Annotated in this window: 17 protein-coding genes and 1 tRNA gene; 8 read left to right on the top strand and 10 right to left on the bottom strand. The window is 68.3% G+C overall.

Annotation, left to right across the window (positions count from 1 at the left end; translation table 11 throughout):
* Positions 1 to 2: 2 nt before the first annotated feature.
* Positions 3 to 731, bottom strand: coding sequence for an ABC transporter permease (locus ACFOY2_RS36920; protein WP_379532755.1), 729 nt, complete (start codon positions 729 to 731; stop codon positions 3 to 5).
* Entirely contained in the window at positions 728 to 1,633 is a 906-nt protein-coding gene (locus ACFOY2_RS36915) for an ABC transporter ATP-binding protein (protein ID WP_379532754.1), read from the bottom strand. The genes ACFOY2_RS36920 and ACFOY2_RS36915 overlap by 4 nt, the downstream gene beginning before the upstream one ends.
* 109 nt (positions 1,634 to 1,742) lie before the next feature.
* Here ACFOY2_RS36915 and ACFOY2_RS36910 point away from each other — a divergent pair, with 109 nt between their 5' ends.
* From ACFOY2_RS36910 to dnaN, 3 genes are all read left to right on the top strand, one after another.
* Positions 1,743 to 3,170, top strand: a complete 1,428-nt coding sequence (locus ACFOY2_RS36910; protein WP_379532753.1) for a sensor histidine kinase — start codon at positions 1,743 to 1,745, stop codon at positions 3,168 to 3,170.
* A complete protein-coding gene (locus ACFOY2_RS36905) occupies positions 3,170 to 3,823 on the top strand; it encodes a response regulator (RefSeq protein WP_379532752.1) in 654 nt (217 codons plus the stop codon). The genes ACFOY2_RS36910 and ACFOY2_RS36905 overlap by 1 nt, the downstream gene beginning before the upstream one ends.
* An 81-nt stretch (positions 3,824 to 3,904) precedes the next feature.
* A complete protein-coding gene (gene dnaN / locus ACFOY2_RS36900) occupies positions 3,905 to 5,002 on the top strand; it encodes a DNA polymerase III subunit beta (protein ID WP_379532751.1) in 1,098 nt (365 codons plus the stop codon).
* Between the two features lie 129 nt (positions 5,003 to 5,131).
* Here dnaN and ACFOY2_RS36895 read toward each other — a convergent pair whose 3' ends face one another.
* The 5 genes from ACFOY2_RS36895 to upp form a co-directional block, all read right to left on the bottom strand.
* Positions 5,132 to 5,809, bottom strand: a complete 678-nt coding sequence (locus ACFOY2_RS36895) for a FadR/GntR family transcriptional regulator (protein ID WP_379532750.1) — start codon at positions 5,807 to 5,809, stop codon at positions 5,132 to 5,134.
* 100 nt (positions 5,810 to 5,909) lie between these two features.
* Positions 5,910 to 7,259 carry a helix-turn-helix domain-containing protein gene (locus ACFOY2_RS36890; RefSeq protein WP_379532749.1) on the bottom strand — a complete coding sequence of 450 codons (1,350 nt, stop codon included), beginning with the start codon at positions 7,257 to 7,259 and terminating at the stop codon, positions 5,910 to 5,912.
* A 95-nt stretch (positions 7,260 to 7,354) separates the two neighbouring features.
* Positions 7,355 to 7,888: a PH domain-containing protein gene (locus tag ACFOY2_RS36885; RefSeq protein ID WP_379532748.1), complete on the bottom strand. Its 534-nt coding sequence runs from the start codon at positions 7,886 to 7,888 to the stop codon at positions 7,355 to 7,357.
* 253 nt (positions 7,889 to 8,141) lie between these two features.
* Positions 8,142 to 8,366, bottom strand: a complete 225-nt coding sequence (locus ACFOY2_RS36880; protein WP_357820894.1) for a hypothetical protein — start codon at positions 8,364 to 8,366, stop codon at positions 8,142 to 8,144.
* 141 nt (positions 8,367 to 8,507) lie between these two features.
* Positions 8,508 to 9,146, bottom strand: a complete 639-nt coding sequence (gene upp, locus ACFOY2_RS36875) for a uracil phosphoribosyltransferase (RefSeq protein ID WP_357820892.1) — start codon at positions 9,144 to 9,146, stop codon at positions 8,508 to 8,510.
* 199 nt (positions 9,147 to 9,345) lie between these two features.
* On the opposite strand from upp, the gene ACFOY2_RS36870 reads away from it, so the two are divergent.
* The 5 genes from ACFOY2_RS36870 (at position 9,346) to ACFOY2_RS36850 (ending at position 11,170) form a co-directional block, all read left to right on the top strand.
* Positions 9,346 to 9,861 carry a tRNA adenosine deaminase-associated protein gene (locus ACFOY2_RS36870; RefSeq protein ID WP_379532747.1) on the top strand — a complete coding sequence of 172 codons (516 nt, stop codon included), beginning with the start codon at positions 9,346 to 9,348 and terminating at the stop codon, positions 9,859 to 9,861.
* 18 nt (positions 9,862 to 9,879) lie between these two features.
* On the top strand, positions 9,880 to 10,356 hold the full coding sequence (locus ACFOY2_RS36865; RefSeq protein WP_379532746.1) for a tRNA adenosine deaminase-associated protein: 477 nt from the start codon (positions 9,880 to 9,882) through the stop codon (positions 10,354 to 10,356).
* A 13-nt stretch (positions 10,357 to 10,369) separates the two neighbouring features.
* Positions 10,370 to 10,825 carry a tRNA adenosine(34) deaminase TadA gene (gene tadA, locus ACFOY2_RS36860; RefSeq protein WP_379532745.1) on the top strand — a complete coding sequence of 152 codons (456 nt, stop codon included), beginning with the start codon at positions 10,370 to 10,372 and terminating at the stop codon, positions 10,823 to 10,825.
* A gap of 10 nt (positions 10,826 to 10,835) precedes the next feature.
* A tRNA-Ser gene (locus ACFOY2_RS36855) sits at positions 10,836 to 10,925 on the top strand.
* Positions 10,898 to 11,170, top strand: coding sequence for a VOC family protein (locus ACFOY2_RS36850; protein WP_379532744.1), 273 nt, complete (start codon positions 10,898 to 10,900; stop codon positions 11,168 to 11,170). Before ACFOY2_RS36855 ends, ACFOY2_RS36850 begins: the two co-directional genes overlap by 28 nt.
* Positions 11,171 to 11,306: 136 nt before the next feature.
* Here ACFOY2_RS36850 and ACFOY2_RS36845 read toward each other — a convergent pair whose 3' ends face one another.
* From ACFOY2_RS36845 to ypfJ (ACFOY2_RS36835), 3 genes are all read right to left on the bottom strand, one after another.
* A complete protein-coding gene (locus ACFOY2_RS36845; RefSeq protein ID WP_195897211.1) occupies positions 11,307 to 11,603 on the bottom strand; it encodes a type II toxin-antitoxin system VapB family antitoxin in 297 nt (98 codons plus the stop codon).
* Positions 11,604 to 11,651: 48 nt separating this feature from the next.
* On the bottom strand, positions 11,652 to 12,491 hold the full coding sequence (ypfJ, locus tag ACFOY2_RS36840) for a KPN_02809 family neutral zinc metallopeptidase (RefSeq protein ID WP_379532743.1): 840 nt from the start codon (positions 12,489 to 12,491) through the stop codon (positions 11,652 to 11,654).
* Between the two features lie 113 nt (positions 12,492 to 12,604).
* Positions 12,605 to 13,549 carry a KPN_02809 family neutral zinc metallopeptidase gene (gene ypfJ / locus ACFOY2_RS36835; RefSeq protein WP_379532742.1) on the bottom strand — a complete coding sequence of 315 codons (945 nt, stop codon included), beginning with the start codon at positions 13,547 to 13,549 and terminating at the stop codon, positions 12,605 to 12,607.
* Positions 13,550 to 13,627: the final 78 nt, after the last annotated feature.

Raw genomic sequence — 13,627 nt, 5'->3', positions numbered from 1 at the left:
CCTCACTCCCACCGGAACAGGCGCACGGCCAGCCCGCCGAAGATCACCAGCCCTGCGGCGACGACGAGCAGGTGGACAGGCTGCGGGGCCTGTCCCGCCCAGGTGTCCCTCAGCGCCTGCGCGAGCGGCCCCGCCACCGAGTAGTCGCTGACCGTCCTGAGCGCGTCCGGCATGAGCTCCCGAGGGATCCAGACCCCGCCGAGGAGCATGAGCGGCATCATGACCACCGACCCGATCCCCGGCGCGGTCTTGGCGTTGGGCGCGACGGCGGCGATCACCAGCCCCATGGCCATCAACGCGGCCGAGCCGAGCAGGAAGACCACGACGAACCACGCCCACTGCCGCGGCACCGCCGTCCCGAATGCCAGCGAGCTCGCCACGATCAGGATCGCCGTGGACACGACACCGCCGGCCAGGTTGATCAGGAGCTGTGCGCCCAGCACCCGCACGGGATGCACCGGTGTGGTGGACATGCGCCGCAGTACCCCCTGCTCGCGGTAGGCGGCGAGCACCCCGGGCACCACGGTGCACGCCGTGATCAGCAGCGAGAGGAGCAGCATGATGCTGGGCAACTGCGTGTCCACGGCCCTTTCGCCTGACTCGCCCAGCTCGGTCATGCCCGGGATGCTGAGCCCCAGCACGACCAGCAGGGCGACCGGCAGACCGATGGTGAACAGCAGCTGCGGCCACTCCCGCAGGTGCAGCTTGGCCTCCAGAACGAGCAGCTTCATGCCAGTTTCCTTCCGGTGAGCGCGAGGAACGCGTCGTCCAGCGTGGCCCGCTCGATCCGCAGGTCTCCTGGAACGATCTGGTGCCGGGCGAGGGCGAGGGTCACGGCGGGGGCGAGGTTGCCCGAGCCGGTGACGACGACCTGGTCGCCGCTCCTTGCGACCTGGCTTACCTCGGGGACGGCGAGCAGCACCTCGTCCGCGACGGGCGCCGACGGCCTGAACCGCACCCGCTGCTCCTCACCCACCTGCGCGATGAGCCCGGAGGGCGTGTCGGTGGCGACGACCCTGCCCGCGTCGATGAGCGCGAGCCTGTCGCAGAGCCGCTCGGCCTCCTCCATGAAGTGCGTGACGAGCACGATCGTCACGCCCGAATCGCGCACCTGCTGGACCAGCTCCCAGGTGTCCCTGCGGGCCTGCGGGTCGAGCCCGGTCGTCAGCTCGTCGAGCACCGCGACACGTGGCCGGCCGACCAGGGCCAGCGCCACGGACAACCGCTGGCGCTGCCCGCCCGAGAGCTTCTTGAACGCGCTGTCGCGCTTGCCGGTCAGTCCGACCCGGTCGAGCAGTTCCGACCAGTTCGCCGGGTCCGGGTAGAAGGAGGCGTAGAGGTCCATGGCCTCCCACACCTTGATCTTCTCCGGCAGCGCCGCGCTCTGCAGTTGCATGCCCAGCACCTGGCGCAGTTCGTCCCGGTCCTGGTTCGGGTCCAGTCCGGCCACGCGTACGGTGCCGCCGTCGCGCGCCCGCAGGCCCGCGATGCATTCGACGGTGGTGGTCTTGCCGGCGCCGTTCGGGCCGAGGATGCCGAAGATCTCGCCTTCTGCCACCTCGAAGGACACATCGTCGACCGCCAGGTGGTTCGGGTACTGCTTGCGCAGGTTCCTGACCTCGATGAGTTTCATGCGTTAAACGCTAGAAACGCGTGGTTTGTAGGGGAATCGCGTTAGCTGCCCGGCAAGGGTGTATCTAGGTGCAGTGACCGCGAGGGTTCCGTTGCCGCAAACTGAAGGCATGCTCAGAAGGCTTGGCCAGGTGTCGGCGCTGCTCGCGCTGCTCGTCGTCGAGGTGCCCGCGCTCGCGCTCGCGGCGCTCGCGCTGCTGCTGTCGTTCGCTCTGGGTCTGGTCTTCCTCTTCCCGCCGCAGGCGCAGCTCGTAAGGTCGCTGGCCGAGCTCAACCGGCGCTTGATGCGCAGGTGGACCGACATCGACATCGAGAGCCCCTACCTGCCCAAACCGCCCCCGCCTGTTCCGCAGGCCGACGGCATGTACCGCTCGAACCGCACTCTCTACAGGACCCCGAGGTTCCCGGCGTGGAACGACCGGTGGAGATGGCTGCTCACCGACCCGGCGACCTGGCGCGACTCGCTCTGGCTGGTGCTCGACCCGGCGGTGAAGGCGGGGCTGCTGCCGCTGTTCGTCCTGCTGCCCGCGCGCGGCCTGCGCCTGTACGCCCTCTGGAGCGAGCTCCTGCTGGGCTCGACCAAGGCCAGCCGCCTGGCCGGCCAGGTGAGCCACCTGCGGCGCACCAGGAACCTGGCCGCCGACTCCCAGGCGGCCGAGATGCGCAGGATCGAGCGTGACCTGCACGACGGCACCCAGGCCAGGCTCGTGGCCATCGGCATGACGCTGGGCGCGGTCGAGCAGCTCGTCGACCAGGACCCCACGGCGGCCAAGGCACTGCTGGCCAAGGCCAGGGACGCCTCCTCCGAGACGCTGACCGAGCTGCGCAGGGTCATCAGGGGCATCCACCCGCCCGTCCTGGCCGAACGCGGGCTGGCCGACGCCGTGCGCGCGCTGGCGATCGACAGCCCGATGCGGGTGGACGTGGAGGTCGACCTGGCGCACCGGCCCGAGGCGCCGGTCGAGGCCGCCGTCTACTTCGCCGTCAGCGAACTGCTCTCCAACGCCGCGCGGCACGGCGACGCCGGCCACGCCACGATCGACATCAGCTCCAATGGCACCAACCTGCGCGTCACGGTCACCGACGACGGCATGGGCGGCGCCGACCCGGCCAAGGGCAGCGGCCTGATCGGCATCGAGCGGCGCCTGGCCGCCTTCGACGGGGTGCTCGCCCTGAACAGCCCTCCCGGCGGCCCCACGACCGTGACGATCGACCTGCCCAGGGTTCTGCCCCAGCACTGGGCGGGCAACCTGCCCACCATGCCGCGGTGGAAGGCGGCCGTACTCGTCCTCCTGTGGAGCACGGCCTGGTGCCCGACGTTCCCGCAGGGGTTCGTGGCGGCGGTGTTCAAGCTCGCCGGACTCGAGGAGAAGGCCTGGTTCCTTGCCCTCTATCTGCCCGAGGTCTGGCAGTGGCCGACGATTTTTGGCATGATCTCGCTCGGCGTGGCCATGTACGTCACGGCCCATCGGATCAACGTGATCCACACCCACGAACGCTGGACGATCCAGACCGCCCTGACCAAACCCTGGTGCTAATGAACAACCGCGTGCTCATCGCCGAGGACCTCTACCTGCTCAGAGACGGGCTCGTCCACCTGCTCCAGGCCCACGGCTTCGAGATCGTGGGGGCCGTGGAGTCCGGGCCTGAGCTGCTGAAGGGACTGATCGAGCTGCGGCCCGACGTCTCGATCGTGGACGTGCGGCTGCCGCCCACGTTCACCGACGAGGGCCTGCAGGCCGCGCTCGCGGCCAGGCGCCAGGTGCCGGGGCTGCCTGTCCTCGTGCTGTCCCAGCACGTCGAGCAGCTTTATGCGCGCGAACTGCTGGCCGACGGCTCGGGCGGGATCGGCTACCTGCTCAAGGACCGCGTCTTCAACGCCGAGCAGTTCGTCGACGCCGTACGCCGGGTCGCGGCGGGCGGCACCGCCATGGACCCGGAGGTCATCGCCAAGCTGCTGGCCAGCAACGCCAGGAACGAACCGCTGGCCGCGCTCACGCCCCGCGAGCGCGAGGTGCTGGAGGCCATGGCCGAGGGACGCTCCAACGCGGCGATCTCCCAGCGGCTCTACCTGAGCGAGAGCGCTGTGGCCAAACACACAGCCGGCATCTTCGCCAAGCTCGGCCTGGCCCCCTCCGACGACGACAACCGCCGCGTGCTCGCGGTTCTCGCCTACCTCAACAGCCGATAGCGATCGGTCCTGACGGCCCAGAGTTGTCGGTCGCACCGGCTATTTTCATAGAGGCATGGCGCGACGAAGGAGTGGTAACAGGTGAAAATCCGGGTTAACCGCGACGTACTTGCAGACGCGGTGGCGTGGGCTGCCCGAGTCCTGCCCAGCCGGCCTGTGGTGCCCGTGCTCTCCGGGCTGCTGCTGGAAGCGGGTGAGGAGCTGAGCCTGTCGGCGTTCGACTACGACGTCTCCGCGCGCGCCACCATCGACGCCGACGTGGCCGAGACGGGCAGCGTGCTGATCCCGGGCAAGCTGCTGGCCGAGATCAGCCGCAGCCTGCCCGCCGAAGACGTCGAGATCGTCACAGAGGGCCAGGAGGCGGTGCTGACCTGCGGGAGCGCCGAGTTCGGGCTGATCACGATGCCGGTCGAAGACTTCCCGACCCTGCCGACGATGCCGCCGAGCGTCGGAGCGATCGGCGGCGGCGTGTTCGCCTCCGCGGTCGCCCAGGTCGCGCCCGCCGCCAGCCGCGACGACACGCTGCCGATGCTCACCGGCATCAGGGTCGACATCGAGGGCGAGTCCGTGGCGATGGCGGCGACCGACCGCTACCGCATCGCCGCCCGCGACTTCGCCTGGCGTCCGATCACCCCCGACGTCGCCGTCTCCGCCATGGTTCCCGCGCGCGTGCTGGTCGAGGTGGCCAAGTCGCTGCGCGGCGGCGAGGTGTCGGTCGCGATGGGCGACGGGGTGGCGGGGTTCGAGAGCGTCGGGCGCAGCACCACCGTGCGGCTGCTCGACGAGCAGTTCATCGACTACCGCGCCAGGCTGGCCTCCGACTGGTCGATCAGGGCCGACGTGGCGGTGGCGCCGTTCGTGAACGCGATCAAGCGGGTGGCCCTGGTGGCCGAGCGCAACACGGCGGTCCGGCTGTCCTTCAGCCAGGGCCAGGTGCTCATTCAGGCCGGCGGCGGCGACATCGGGCGCGGCACCGAGGTGGTGCCGTGCGAGCTGCGGGGCGACGACATCCAGATCGCCTTCCAGTCCCACTTCCTGCTCGACGGGCTGACGGGGATCGAGAGCGAGCTGGCCCGCATCAACATGGAGTCGCCGACCAGGCCCGCCCTCATCCAGGACGTTCCCGGCGACGCCGAGCCCGCCTTCCGCTACCTGGTCATGTCCCTGCGTCAGGGCTGAGGTCGCTCTGGCGGTCGGCGACCAGCGTGAGATCGGGCTCCTCCCGCTTGCGCTCGCTCCTGCGCACCGCACGCCTCCCTTGCGTGGGGGACCGGCCCCCACAGGGCGCTCAGGGGCCTTCAGCGGGGGTCAGGACGACTCGGTCAGGGCGATGAGGATGTGTTCCATGCAGGCGTGCCCGGCCCGCTCGGCCGCCGCCGCGTCTCCCGCCGCGATGGCCCGGGCGATGGCGTCATGCGGGATGTAGCTCTTGTTGAACGACGTCCCGGCGGCGGTGATGCTGGCCCGCAGCGCCGCCGAGAAGTCCTCGTACAGGTCGATCAGCACCAGGTTGTGCGTGGCGTGCGCGACGGCCATGTGGAAGGCCAGGTCGGCCTCGACGAAGAAGTCGGGGTCGTCCAGCTCCCAGGCCCGCTCGCGCTCGGCCAGCGCCGCCTCGATGCGCTTGATGTCGTCGTCGGTACGCCGGGAGGCCGCCAGGCGGGCTGACTCGACCTCGAGCGCACGGCGTACCTCGAGGATCTCGAGCTGCTCGGCCTGCTTGAGCCGCCTGAGCATCGCGCCGGACAGCTCGCTGGTCGCGCGGACGTAAGTGCCGTCCCCCTGACGGCACTCGAGCAGCCCGGCGTGCGTGAGCGCGCGCACGGCCTCACGAACGGTGTTGCGCCCCACTCCGAGCTGCTCGGCGAGCACCGTCTCGGTGGGGATCTTGCCGTTCATCGGCCACGACCCTGAGGTGATCTGCTCCTTGAGCTGATCGATCACCTGGTCGACGAGCGAAGCCCGCTGCGCCGTACGCAGACTCACAGTCCGCCTCCTCCGGGGAAACCAATCATCCTATGAGTCAATGACTGGTCGACCCTAATTATTCCAGACTCAAAACGCCAAATCTGGAGCTCCCGGAGGTTCAGTGGGAAACCGTGGCGTCCGCCGTCACCCCCGCCATCGCGGAGCGGACTCCGGCGGCTTCGAGGGCCTTACGATATGCGGCCGTCTGCTGCGGTCGGGACCCGGCCCTGCCGTAGAGGTCGCCCAGCTCACGCCAGCAGCGGGCGGCCTGCCTGTCAGAGCCGAACACCGGCCGGTCCAGCGCGTCGAGCAGCTCGTGGGCCTGGCGCAGATGCGTGGCGGCCTCCTGCCCGCTCTCCTGGGAGAGAGCGACGGTGGCCAGCACCAGGTGGGCCTCGGCCGGCGTCGTGCCGGAGCGGTCGTGTGACAGCCCCAGAGCGGCGCCGGCCAGCTCGCCCGCGCGCACCGGATCGTCGGCCCGCAGCTTGACCCGCGCGTGCACGATGAGACTCTCGCCGTGCTCGCGGGTGGTCGCGGGGAAGGCGGCGAACGCCTTGGCGGCGGAGGCGATGAGCCGCTCGGCCTCGTCGATGGGCGCCGTGGCCAGCCTGGCCCAGTGCATGGCGACCCCGGCGAGCTCGAGCGCGAGCCTGGTCTGGCGGCCCGCCATGATCGCGTCGTCGGCCAGGCGCACGGCCAGCGCGGAGTCCTCGCCGGCAGCGGCCGCGGCACTCGCGTGCCACAGCGCCTGGATCTCTCCGGAACGGTCCACAACCTCAGGCACGCCGGTCAGGTCCAGCACACGCCGGACGTAGCCGAGCTCGGGGGAGTCGCTCTCGCGCTCGCTGCGGGCCTCGACCAACGCGGCGGCCAGATCGATGGCGATCTCGCCCTGCGTGATCGACAACCGCTGGGCCTGCTCCAGCGCGGCGCCGGCCAGGTCGCGGGCGCGCAGGCGGTCGCCCGCCCGCTGGTAGCAGCGGCTCAGCGCGATGGTGAGCGGGAGGTCGGCCAGCCGCTCGGGGTGGGCCGCGGCCTCTCTGCGCAGGCGCTCGAACGCCTCCACCGCCTGGCCGAGGCGACCCTGGGCCTCAAGAGCGCGCGCTCTGCCGAACCGGGCGTGCGCGGTCAGCATGGCGTTCTCTTCGTCGGCAGCCTTGACGATCTCGCTGAAACGGTCGGCGGCGACGGACGGGTCGCCGTGCTGCAGTTCGAGCTCGGCATGACGCAGACCGAGCTCGGTGTCGATGCGCTGCCGAGGCTCGATCCCGTGAAGGAGGAACTCGGTCGTGCACCCAAGTCGCTCGGCCAGCAGCCGGGCCACAACAGGAGTCGGCGTGCGCTTGCCCGACTCAATGAGCGAGACATAACTGTCAGACAGGTCGGGTCCGGCCAGTTGGGCCTGCGACATCCGCCTGTTCAGCCGCAGTCCTCGGACGCGGTCACCGATGGTTCCCTGACTCGGCATCTCATCTCTCAAGGCGGGGAAGGGTCAACAACACGCAATGATTGCATGAAGTAGCCGAATCGGGTATCCCCGCTGAAGAATTCCCCACAAGGAGATTAATCGTCGCCGTCGTCCTTGCTGGGAAAAAGCATCTGACAGACCTCGAGGTACAAGGTCTCGGGGTACGGAATGTACTCCACCGTCGAGAGAGCCTGGTCCTGACCAGCGGACTCGAGGATGAACTCACCGTAACCGAGTATGCGCCCAAGGAGAGATCTTTGGAAGCTCATGTCGGTGACCTTCCCCAAGGGCATCATCGCGACCTTGCGGGTGATGAGTCCCGTTGTCAGCAACATGCGCTTGGAAGTCACCACAAAGTAATCGACCGACCACTCCGCGACTTTCCATACGAAACGGATCAGAAGCAGGAGCCACAACCACCAGACGACGACGAGGGCGGTACCGCCCGATTCGCTGCCGCCGAAGAACTTGCTGAGCAGCCCCGCGACGATCAGGCCGCCGAAGACCTCGGCGACCGGACGCAGCAGGATGGCGGGATGCCGCCGAACCATGAGGACCTGTTGTTCCTGGGGGAGGAGGTAACGGTTGACCGACGACGGGGCAGAGTCCCCGTGGGTCACAAGTCTCATGCGAGGCTGTTCACAAATTGGGCCAACGAGTCGGCCGCGTTGAACACTGTGTCGAACGCCCCTCTGACCGCGTCGGCGGCGTCAGCTGGTCGCGCGAACAGGTAGTACGCCACAAATGCGATACCACCGTATGTGAGGACTTTTTTGACCTGCACTGTCGCCTCCGTGCCACTTACCCACTCCACCCGACCTATACATTACCCACCCCTGTGCCGGGGTAAAGGTGACTTGGCCGGGTTAGTTCCGATCTTGCTTAGCCACGATCACTGGCCACCAGAGCCAGCACGTGAAGGTGCTTGCGGGCGATGCGCTCGACAAGACTGGGGTGGGCATATCCGGTGACCTCCAGCGCGCCGTAGTGCGCTGCCTCCACGCAGCGCGTTACGGTGGTCGCAGAGTGGATGCCGACGAACTCGTCGCGCAGCACCGCCTCCACGTCCGAGTACGGAGTCGGATCGGCCTCGGTGTGCTCGTTCACGAGAACACCGCCCAGGGCATGTCGCTCATCAGTGCTCCCCCACGCACATGCGGAAGTTGCCTTCCTGTCTCTTCGTACCCACTCAACCACAGTATGTAACGAAGTGACGACTCCGCGTGACGGAAAGCGTTCTTTCGGGGTTCAGACGACGCCGTAGAGGCGGTCGCCGGCGTCGCCGAGGCCGGGGACGATGTAGCCGTTGTCGTTGAGCCGCTCGTCGAGCGCGGCCGTCACCACGCGGATCGGCTTGCCGGAGTTGGCGAACACCTTGTCCATGTAGGCCAGGCCCTCGGGGGCGGCCAGCAGGCAGATGGCCGTGACGTCGACGGCGCCCCTGTCGAACAGGAACCGCACGGCCGCCGCCAGCGTGCCGCCCGTGGCCAGCATCGGGTCGACCACATAGCACTGCCGCCCCGACAGGTCGTCGGGCAGCCGCGTGGCGTACGTCTCGGCCTGCAGCGTGGACTCGTTGCGGATCATGCCGAGGAATCCGACCTCGGCCGTGGGCATCAGCCTGGTCATGCCGTCGAGCATGCCGAGGCCCGCTCGCAGGATGGGCACGACCAGAGGGGAGGGCTTGGCCAGCCGCACCCCCCGCGCCGGGGCGACGGGGGTCTCGACGGTGACGTCGGTGACGCGCACGTCGCGGGTGGCCTCGTACGCCAGCAGCGTCACCAGCTCGTCGGCGAGCCTGCGGAAGGTCGGCGAGTCGGTACGGACATCGCGCAGCGTGGTGAGTTTGTGGGCCACGAGCGGATGGTCGACGACGAGGGTTTCCATGGAGAACAACGCTATCTTCTGGGGGAACTTGGCCGCAGCCCCCCTGCCAGCTGTGGTAGAAGGCTGCACGCGGCTCACCTTACCGGCACCGCGCGATGTTGGTTTTGATCACAATTTGGTCGGAGAAGCACACGGCCAGTGGCCTGTTCTGGAACGATTGGGTCCTGGTGATACCTGTCGTGTCAGAGTTCGGGTGGGGATGGCGATGACAGACGAAGACGCTCTCGACTTCGCCATCGTGGTGTACCGCGAGGATGGCTGCTGGGACGCCGAGCTCCTTCCCGTGACGCTCACGTCCGACCTGCATGGGCTGATCCATGCCCTGCGGCAGCAGCCCAGCGAAAGCGGCACGATCGGCCTGGTCGCCGTCGGGGACGAGTTCTTCGTGGCACTGAGGGTCCTGGGTGATCGGGTCGACGTTTTCCTGTCCGACATCGCGGCCTCCTGGGACTTCCCCCTGGCGCGTCAGGTGCTCGACTACCTCGACGTGCCCGTGCCGGACGAGGAGGAGCTCGACGAGATCCTCCAGGACGAGGAGACCGTGCTGCCCGCGGGAGATCTGTCGATCTTCGCTGATCTCGGGTTGGACGAGATGGAGCTGGGCATCCTCTCCGGCGACATTGATCTGCTGCCCGAAGACGTGCTGTCCAGCATCGCCGCGCGGCTCGGCTTCTCCGAGCCGTTCGAGCGCGCCATTGAGTCGGTCTTCGGCTGAACCCCCTGGAGCACGGACATGGCGTCCAATACCTTCTCTGCGGCTTTTGTCAGGACCTCCGATGGTTGGAGTGGGGCCGAGGTCGATCTGGGTGATGCCGAGATCGTGGACGACCTGGGCGATGCCGTAACGGAGACTTTGAGCCTGTCGGGCGACGAACTGGCCCTGCTGTGTGTCGAGGTCGAGGACGAATGGTTCGCCATCGCCCGTTACCGGGGCGAGGAGGAGCCGCGGGTGTTCCTCTCGGATGCGCACGCCATTCTCTCCAACAGCCTGGGCGAGCTGTTCGCCGAGTTCGCCGGCGTCGCGCCCGACAAGGAGAGCAACGGGCTCGGCGTACGCCCGGCGGGCGACTTCGAGCTGCTCAGCGATCTTGGTGTGAGCTCCGAGGAGCTGCTGGAGCTGAGCATGGAGGAGGGCATGCTGCCGGCCGACATCGTGTCGGTGATCGCCGAGCGGCTGTCGTTCGCCGACGAGCTCGACCGGTTGCGGTGACCGGGCCGAGCCGGTGACCCACGAGGAGGCCATGCGCCTGGCCCTGGCGGAGGCTGTCACGGCCGGCGCCAGGGGCGAGATCCCCGTGGGGGCCGTCGTGCTCGACCCGCTCGGCGAGGTCCTGGCCGCGGCCGGCAACGACCGTGAGTCCTCCGCCGACCCGACCGCCCACGCCGAGGTGCTCGCCCTCAGACGGGCCGCCGCGCTGCGCGGTCAGTGGCGGCTGAGCGGCTGCACACTCGTGGTGACGCTGGAGCCCTGCACGATGTGCGCGGGGGCCGCGGTGCTGGCCAGAGTGGAGCGGATCGTGTACGGCGCCGTGGACGACAAGGGCGGGGCCGTGGGCTCGCTCTGGGACGTCGTACGCGATCGGCGGCTCAACCATCGGCCCGAGGTCGTCATGGGGGTGTTGGCCGAGGAGTGCTCTTCGGTCATAAAGCGGTTCTTCGCCACTCGGCGGATCCGGTAAGCTCATTCGCGGTGGTGTCGCCTAGTGGCCGAGGGCGCACGCCTCGAAAGCGTGTGATGGGGCAACTCATCCGTGGGTTCAAATCCCACCACCACCGCCATTAAAAAGGGCCTCCGACCTGTACCCACAGGTCGGAGGCCCTTTCGTTTGCGTCCGAAGTGCGGATACTCCACCGACGACCTGGAGGCGGAGACCGCGCGCCTGGAGGCCCTCGGCGCCCGGTGCCTGCGGCTGGTGAACGACCATTGGTGCGTCATGGAGGACCCCGCCGGGCTGCCCTTCTGCGTCATCCCCCAGCCCCAGGGCTCCCTGAACGACCACAACGCCCAACGCTGGGACGACTGACACTGCCCTATTCCGCGAAATGATGTTGGAAAGAGAGTCGCCCCAGACGCGCGAGACCCCGGTTTGGTTGACACCGACCCGAGAAAAAAAAGAGGAGCCGCGAAACGATCGCGACTCCGCTTAATTCGTGCGTTTGTCAGTTGGGCAGCTCCAGGACTCTGGCGTGCAGGATGGATCGTTGGTGGAGAGCCGCGCGCAACGCGCGGTGCAGGCCGTCCTCCAGATATAGCTCGCCCTGCCACTGCACCACGTGCGGGAAAAGGTCCCCGTAGAAGGTGGAGTCGGCGGCCAGCAGCGAGTGCAGGTCCAGCATGGCCTTCGTGGTGATCAACGAGTCGAGCCGGACCTGCCGTGGAGGGATCTGCGCCCACTCGCGGTGGGTCAGACCGTGTTCTGGATAAGGGCGTCCGTCGCCGACAAGCTTGAAGATCACCCCACCGATTTTAGGAGAGAATCCGATTCCTTGCGCTATGGGCTCGGCTCAGCGCAGCGCGGACTGTTCGCAGTCGCCGGGGCGGCCGTTTTTGTAGCCGCGCTGGAAGGCGTTGACGCGTTGCGCGGAGCTGCCGTGCGTGAACGATTCAGGATCGATTCTGCCTGTGGTGCGCTGCTGGATTCTGTCGTCGCCGACCGCTGCCGCGGCGTCGAGGGCTTCGGCGATATCCGCCCGGGTGAAGGGTTTTTCGTAGAAGCCGGTCTTGACGGCGTTGCGCGCCCAGACGCCGGCGTAGCAGTCGGCCTGGAGTTCGACGGCCACGGAGCCGCCGTCGCGCAGGGCGCCGAGCACGTTCTGGACGTGGTGGCCGTACTCGTGGGCGATCACATAAGCCTGGGAGAAGGGGCCGCCCTTGGCGCCGAACCTGCTCTGGAGCTGGTCGAAGAAGCTCAGGTCGAGGAAGACGCGCTGCTCTCCCGGGCAGTAGAACGGGCCGACGGCGGAGGAGGCGGTGCCGCAGGCGGTGCGTAACCGGCCGGAGTACAGGACAGTCTTGGCCGTTCGATATTCGGATATTTCCTGCTTCCAGTAGTCCTGGACGCTGTTGACCACGCCGACCACGCGGCACTTCTCCGACTGATCGGCGTCCTCGCCGGTCTGGCACTGCTGGGAGAGGTTGGACGGAGGGCGGCGTTGCGGTGGTTCGCCGCGGGAACCCAGGTTGTTCACCACGAAGACCAGGACGAGGACGACCAGGCTGACGATGCCGCCGCCACCGATGATCACGCCGCCGGGGAAGCCGCCGCCTCCGCCCGAGTATCCACCGCCCCCTCCTGCGTCCTCCACCTGAGAGGGGTCCAGCTCCACGTTGTCTCTGAAGTCCATCCGACGTCCCTTCTGAGGCAGCCGCCCGCCGGACAGCTTCCCCGGAGTACGCCTGGCGATCCCTGAAAAGAGCGTACGTGACCGGGTTGTTCTGCTCCGGGGGACGCGGTGGCTCAGACCGTGCCGGAGAAGGTGTCGCAGCGTTCGGGGACGCCGGTTTCGTACCCGGTGACAAACCACTTCTCGCGCTGCTGCGACGTTCCGTGCGTGAAGGCGTCAGGGGTGATGTGGCCCTGGGTGCGACGCTGGATGCTGTCGTCGCCGACCGCCGCGGCGGCGTTGAGCGCCTCGGCGATGTCGGCCCGGGAGAAGGGCACCCGGTAGAAGCCGGTTTTGACCGCGTTGTGGATCCAGACGCCGGCGTAGCAGTCGGCCTGCAGCTCCAGGCGGACGGACGGGCTCTCGGCCCCCGGGCGGCTGTCGACGTCGATCCTGTTCATGGTGCCGAGGAGGTTCTGGACGTGGTGGCCGTACTCGTGGGCGATCACGTACGCCTGCGCGACCGGCCCGCCCTTGGCGCCGAAGTCCCGCTGCAGGGTGTTGAAGAACGACAGATCGAGGTAGACCTTGCGATCGGCCGGGCAGTAGAACGGCCCGACGGCGGAGTCGGCCGGGCCGCAGCCGCTGTTGACGGCCTGGGAGTAGAGCACGGTCTTGGCCGGTCTGTACGGACCGAGCCCGCGTTCCTGGAACGCCTGCCGCCAATAGGACTGGATGCTGTTCACCGTGCCGACGATGCGGCAGTCCTCCGACTGGTTGGTGTCGGAGCCCTTCCTGCAGCGTTCTGCCAGGTTGCCGCTGGGAGAGAGCGCGGGCGGGGCGTTCGGTGCCTGCCCACCGCCCTGCGGGCCACCCTGCCCGCCGGTGAACGGCGATGGCACGACCCCGAACAGGAACAGCCCGGCCACCGCCAGGAGCAGCAGCAGGCATCCGCCGCCCCGTCCGCCGATGGGCAGCATGCAGCCGCCGCCCCCGCCGCCCCGTCCCGGCTGTGGACCCGAGGCTCGTACGTCCTCGACCTGCGACGGGTCGAGTGGCACATCGTCTTCGAACTGCATGGTTCCCCCTGGAGCCGTCCTCCCCCGTAGCGGTACGAATACGCACAACCACAGTCGGTAGGTCAGATAAGGTGCACG

The sequence above is a fragment of the Nonomuraea purpurea genome, assembly GCF_042650645.1.
Classification (GTDB): domain Bacteria; phylum Actinomycetota; class Actinomycetes; order Streptosporangiales; family Streptosporangiaceae; genus Nonomuraea; species Nonomuraea purpurea.
The sequence above is the reverse complement of the archived record's forward strand: the minus strand, read 5'-3'. Positions and strand labels throughout refer to the sequence as shown.

What these genes read in the sequence shown, in the direction of transcription:
- ACFOY2_RS36920 (WP_379532755.1), bottom strand. Translation starts at nt 731, where the DNA reads ATGAAGCTGCTCGTTCTGGAGGCCAAGCTGCACCTGCGGGAGTGGCCG.
- ACFOY2_RS36915 (WP_379532754.1), bottom strand. Translation starts at nt 1,633, where the DNA reads ATGAAACTCATCGAGGTCAGGAACCTGCGCAAGCAGTACCCGAACCAC.
- ACFOY2_RS36910 (WP_379532753.1), top strand. Translation starts at nt 1,743, where the DNA reads ATGCTCAGAAGGCTTGGCCAGGTGTCGGCGCTGCTCGCGCTGCTCGTC.
- ACFOY2_RS36905 (WP_379532752.1), top strand. Translation starts at nt 3,170, where the DNA reads ATGAACAACCGCGTGCTCATCGCCGAGGACCTCTACCTGCTCAGAGAC.
- ACFOY2_RS36890 (WP_379532749.1), bottom strand. Translation starts at nt 7,259, where the DNA reads ATGCCGAGTCAGGGAACCATCGGTGACCGCGTCCGAGGACTGCGGCTG.
- ACFOY2_RS36885 (WP_379532748.1), bottom strand. Translation starts at nt 7,888, where the DNA reads ATGAGACTTGTGACCCACGGGGACTCTGCCCCGTCGTCGGTCAACCGT.
- upp (WP_357820892.1), bottom strand. Translation starts at nt 9,146, where the DNA reads ATGGAAACCCTCGTCGTCGACCATCCGCTCGTGGCCCACAAACTCACC.
- ACFOY2_RS36870 (WP_379532747.1), top strand. Translation starts at nt 9,346, where the DNA reads ATGGCGATGACAGACGAAGACGCTCTCGACTTCGCCATCGTGGTGTAC.
- ACFOY2_RS36865 (WP_379532746.1), top strand. Translation starts at nt 9,880, where the DNA reads ATGGCGTCCAATACCTTCTCTGCGGCTTTTGTCAGGACCTCCGATGGT.
- ypfJ (WP_379532743.1), bottom strand. Translation starts at nt 12,491, where the DNA reads ATGGACTTCAGAGACAACGTGGAGCTGGACCCCTCTCAGGTGGAGGAC.
- ypfJ (WP_379532742.1), bottom strand. Translation starts at nt 13,549, where the DNA reads ATGCAGTTCGAAGACGATGTGCCACTCGACCCGTCGCAGGTCGAGGAC.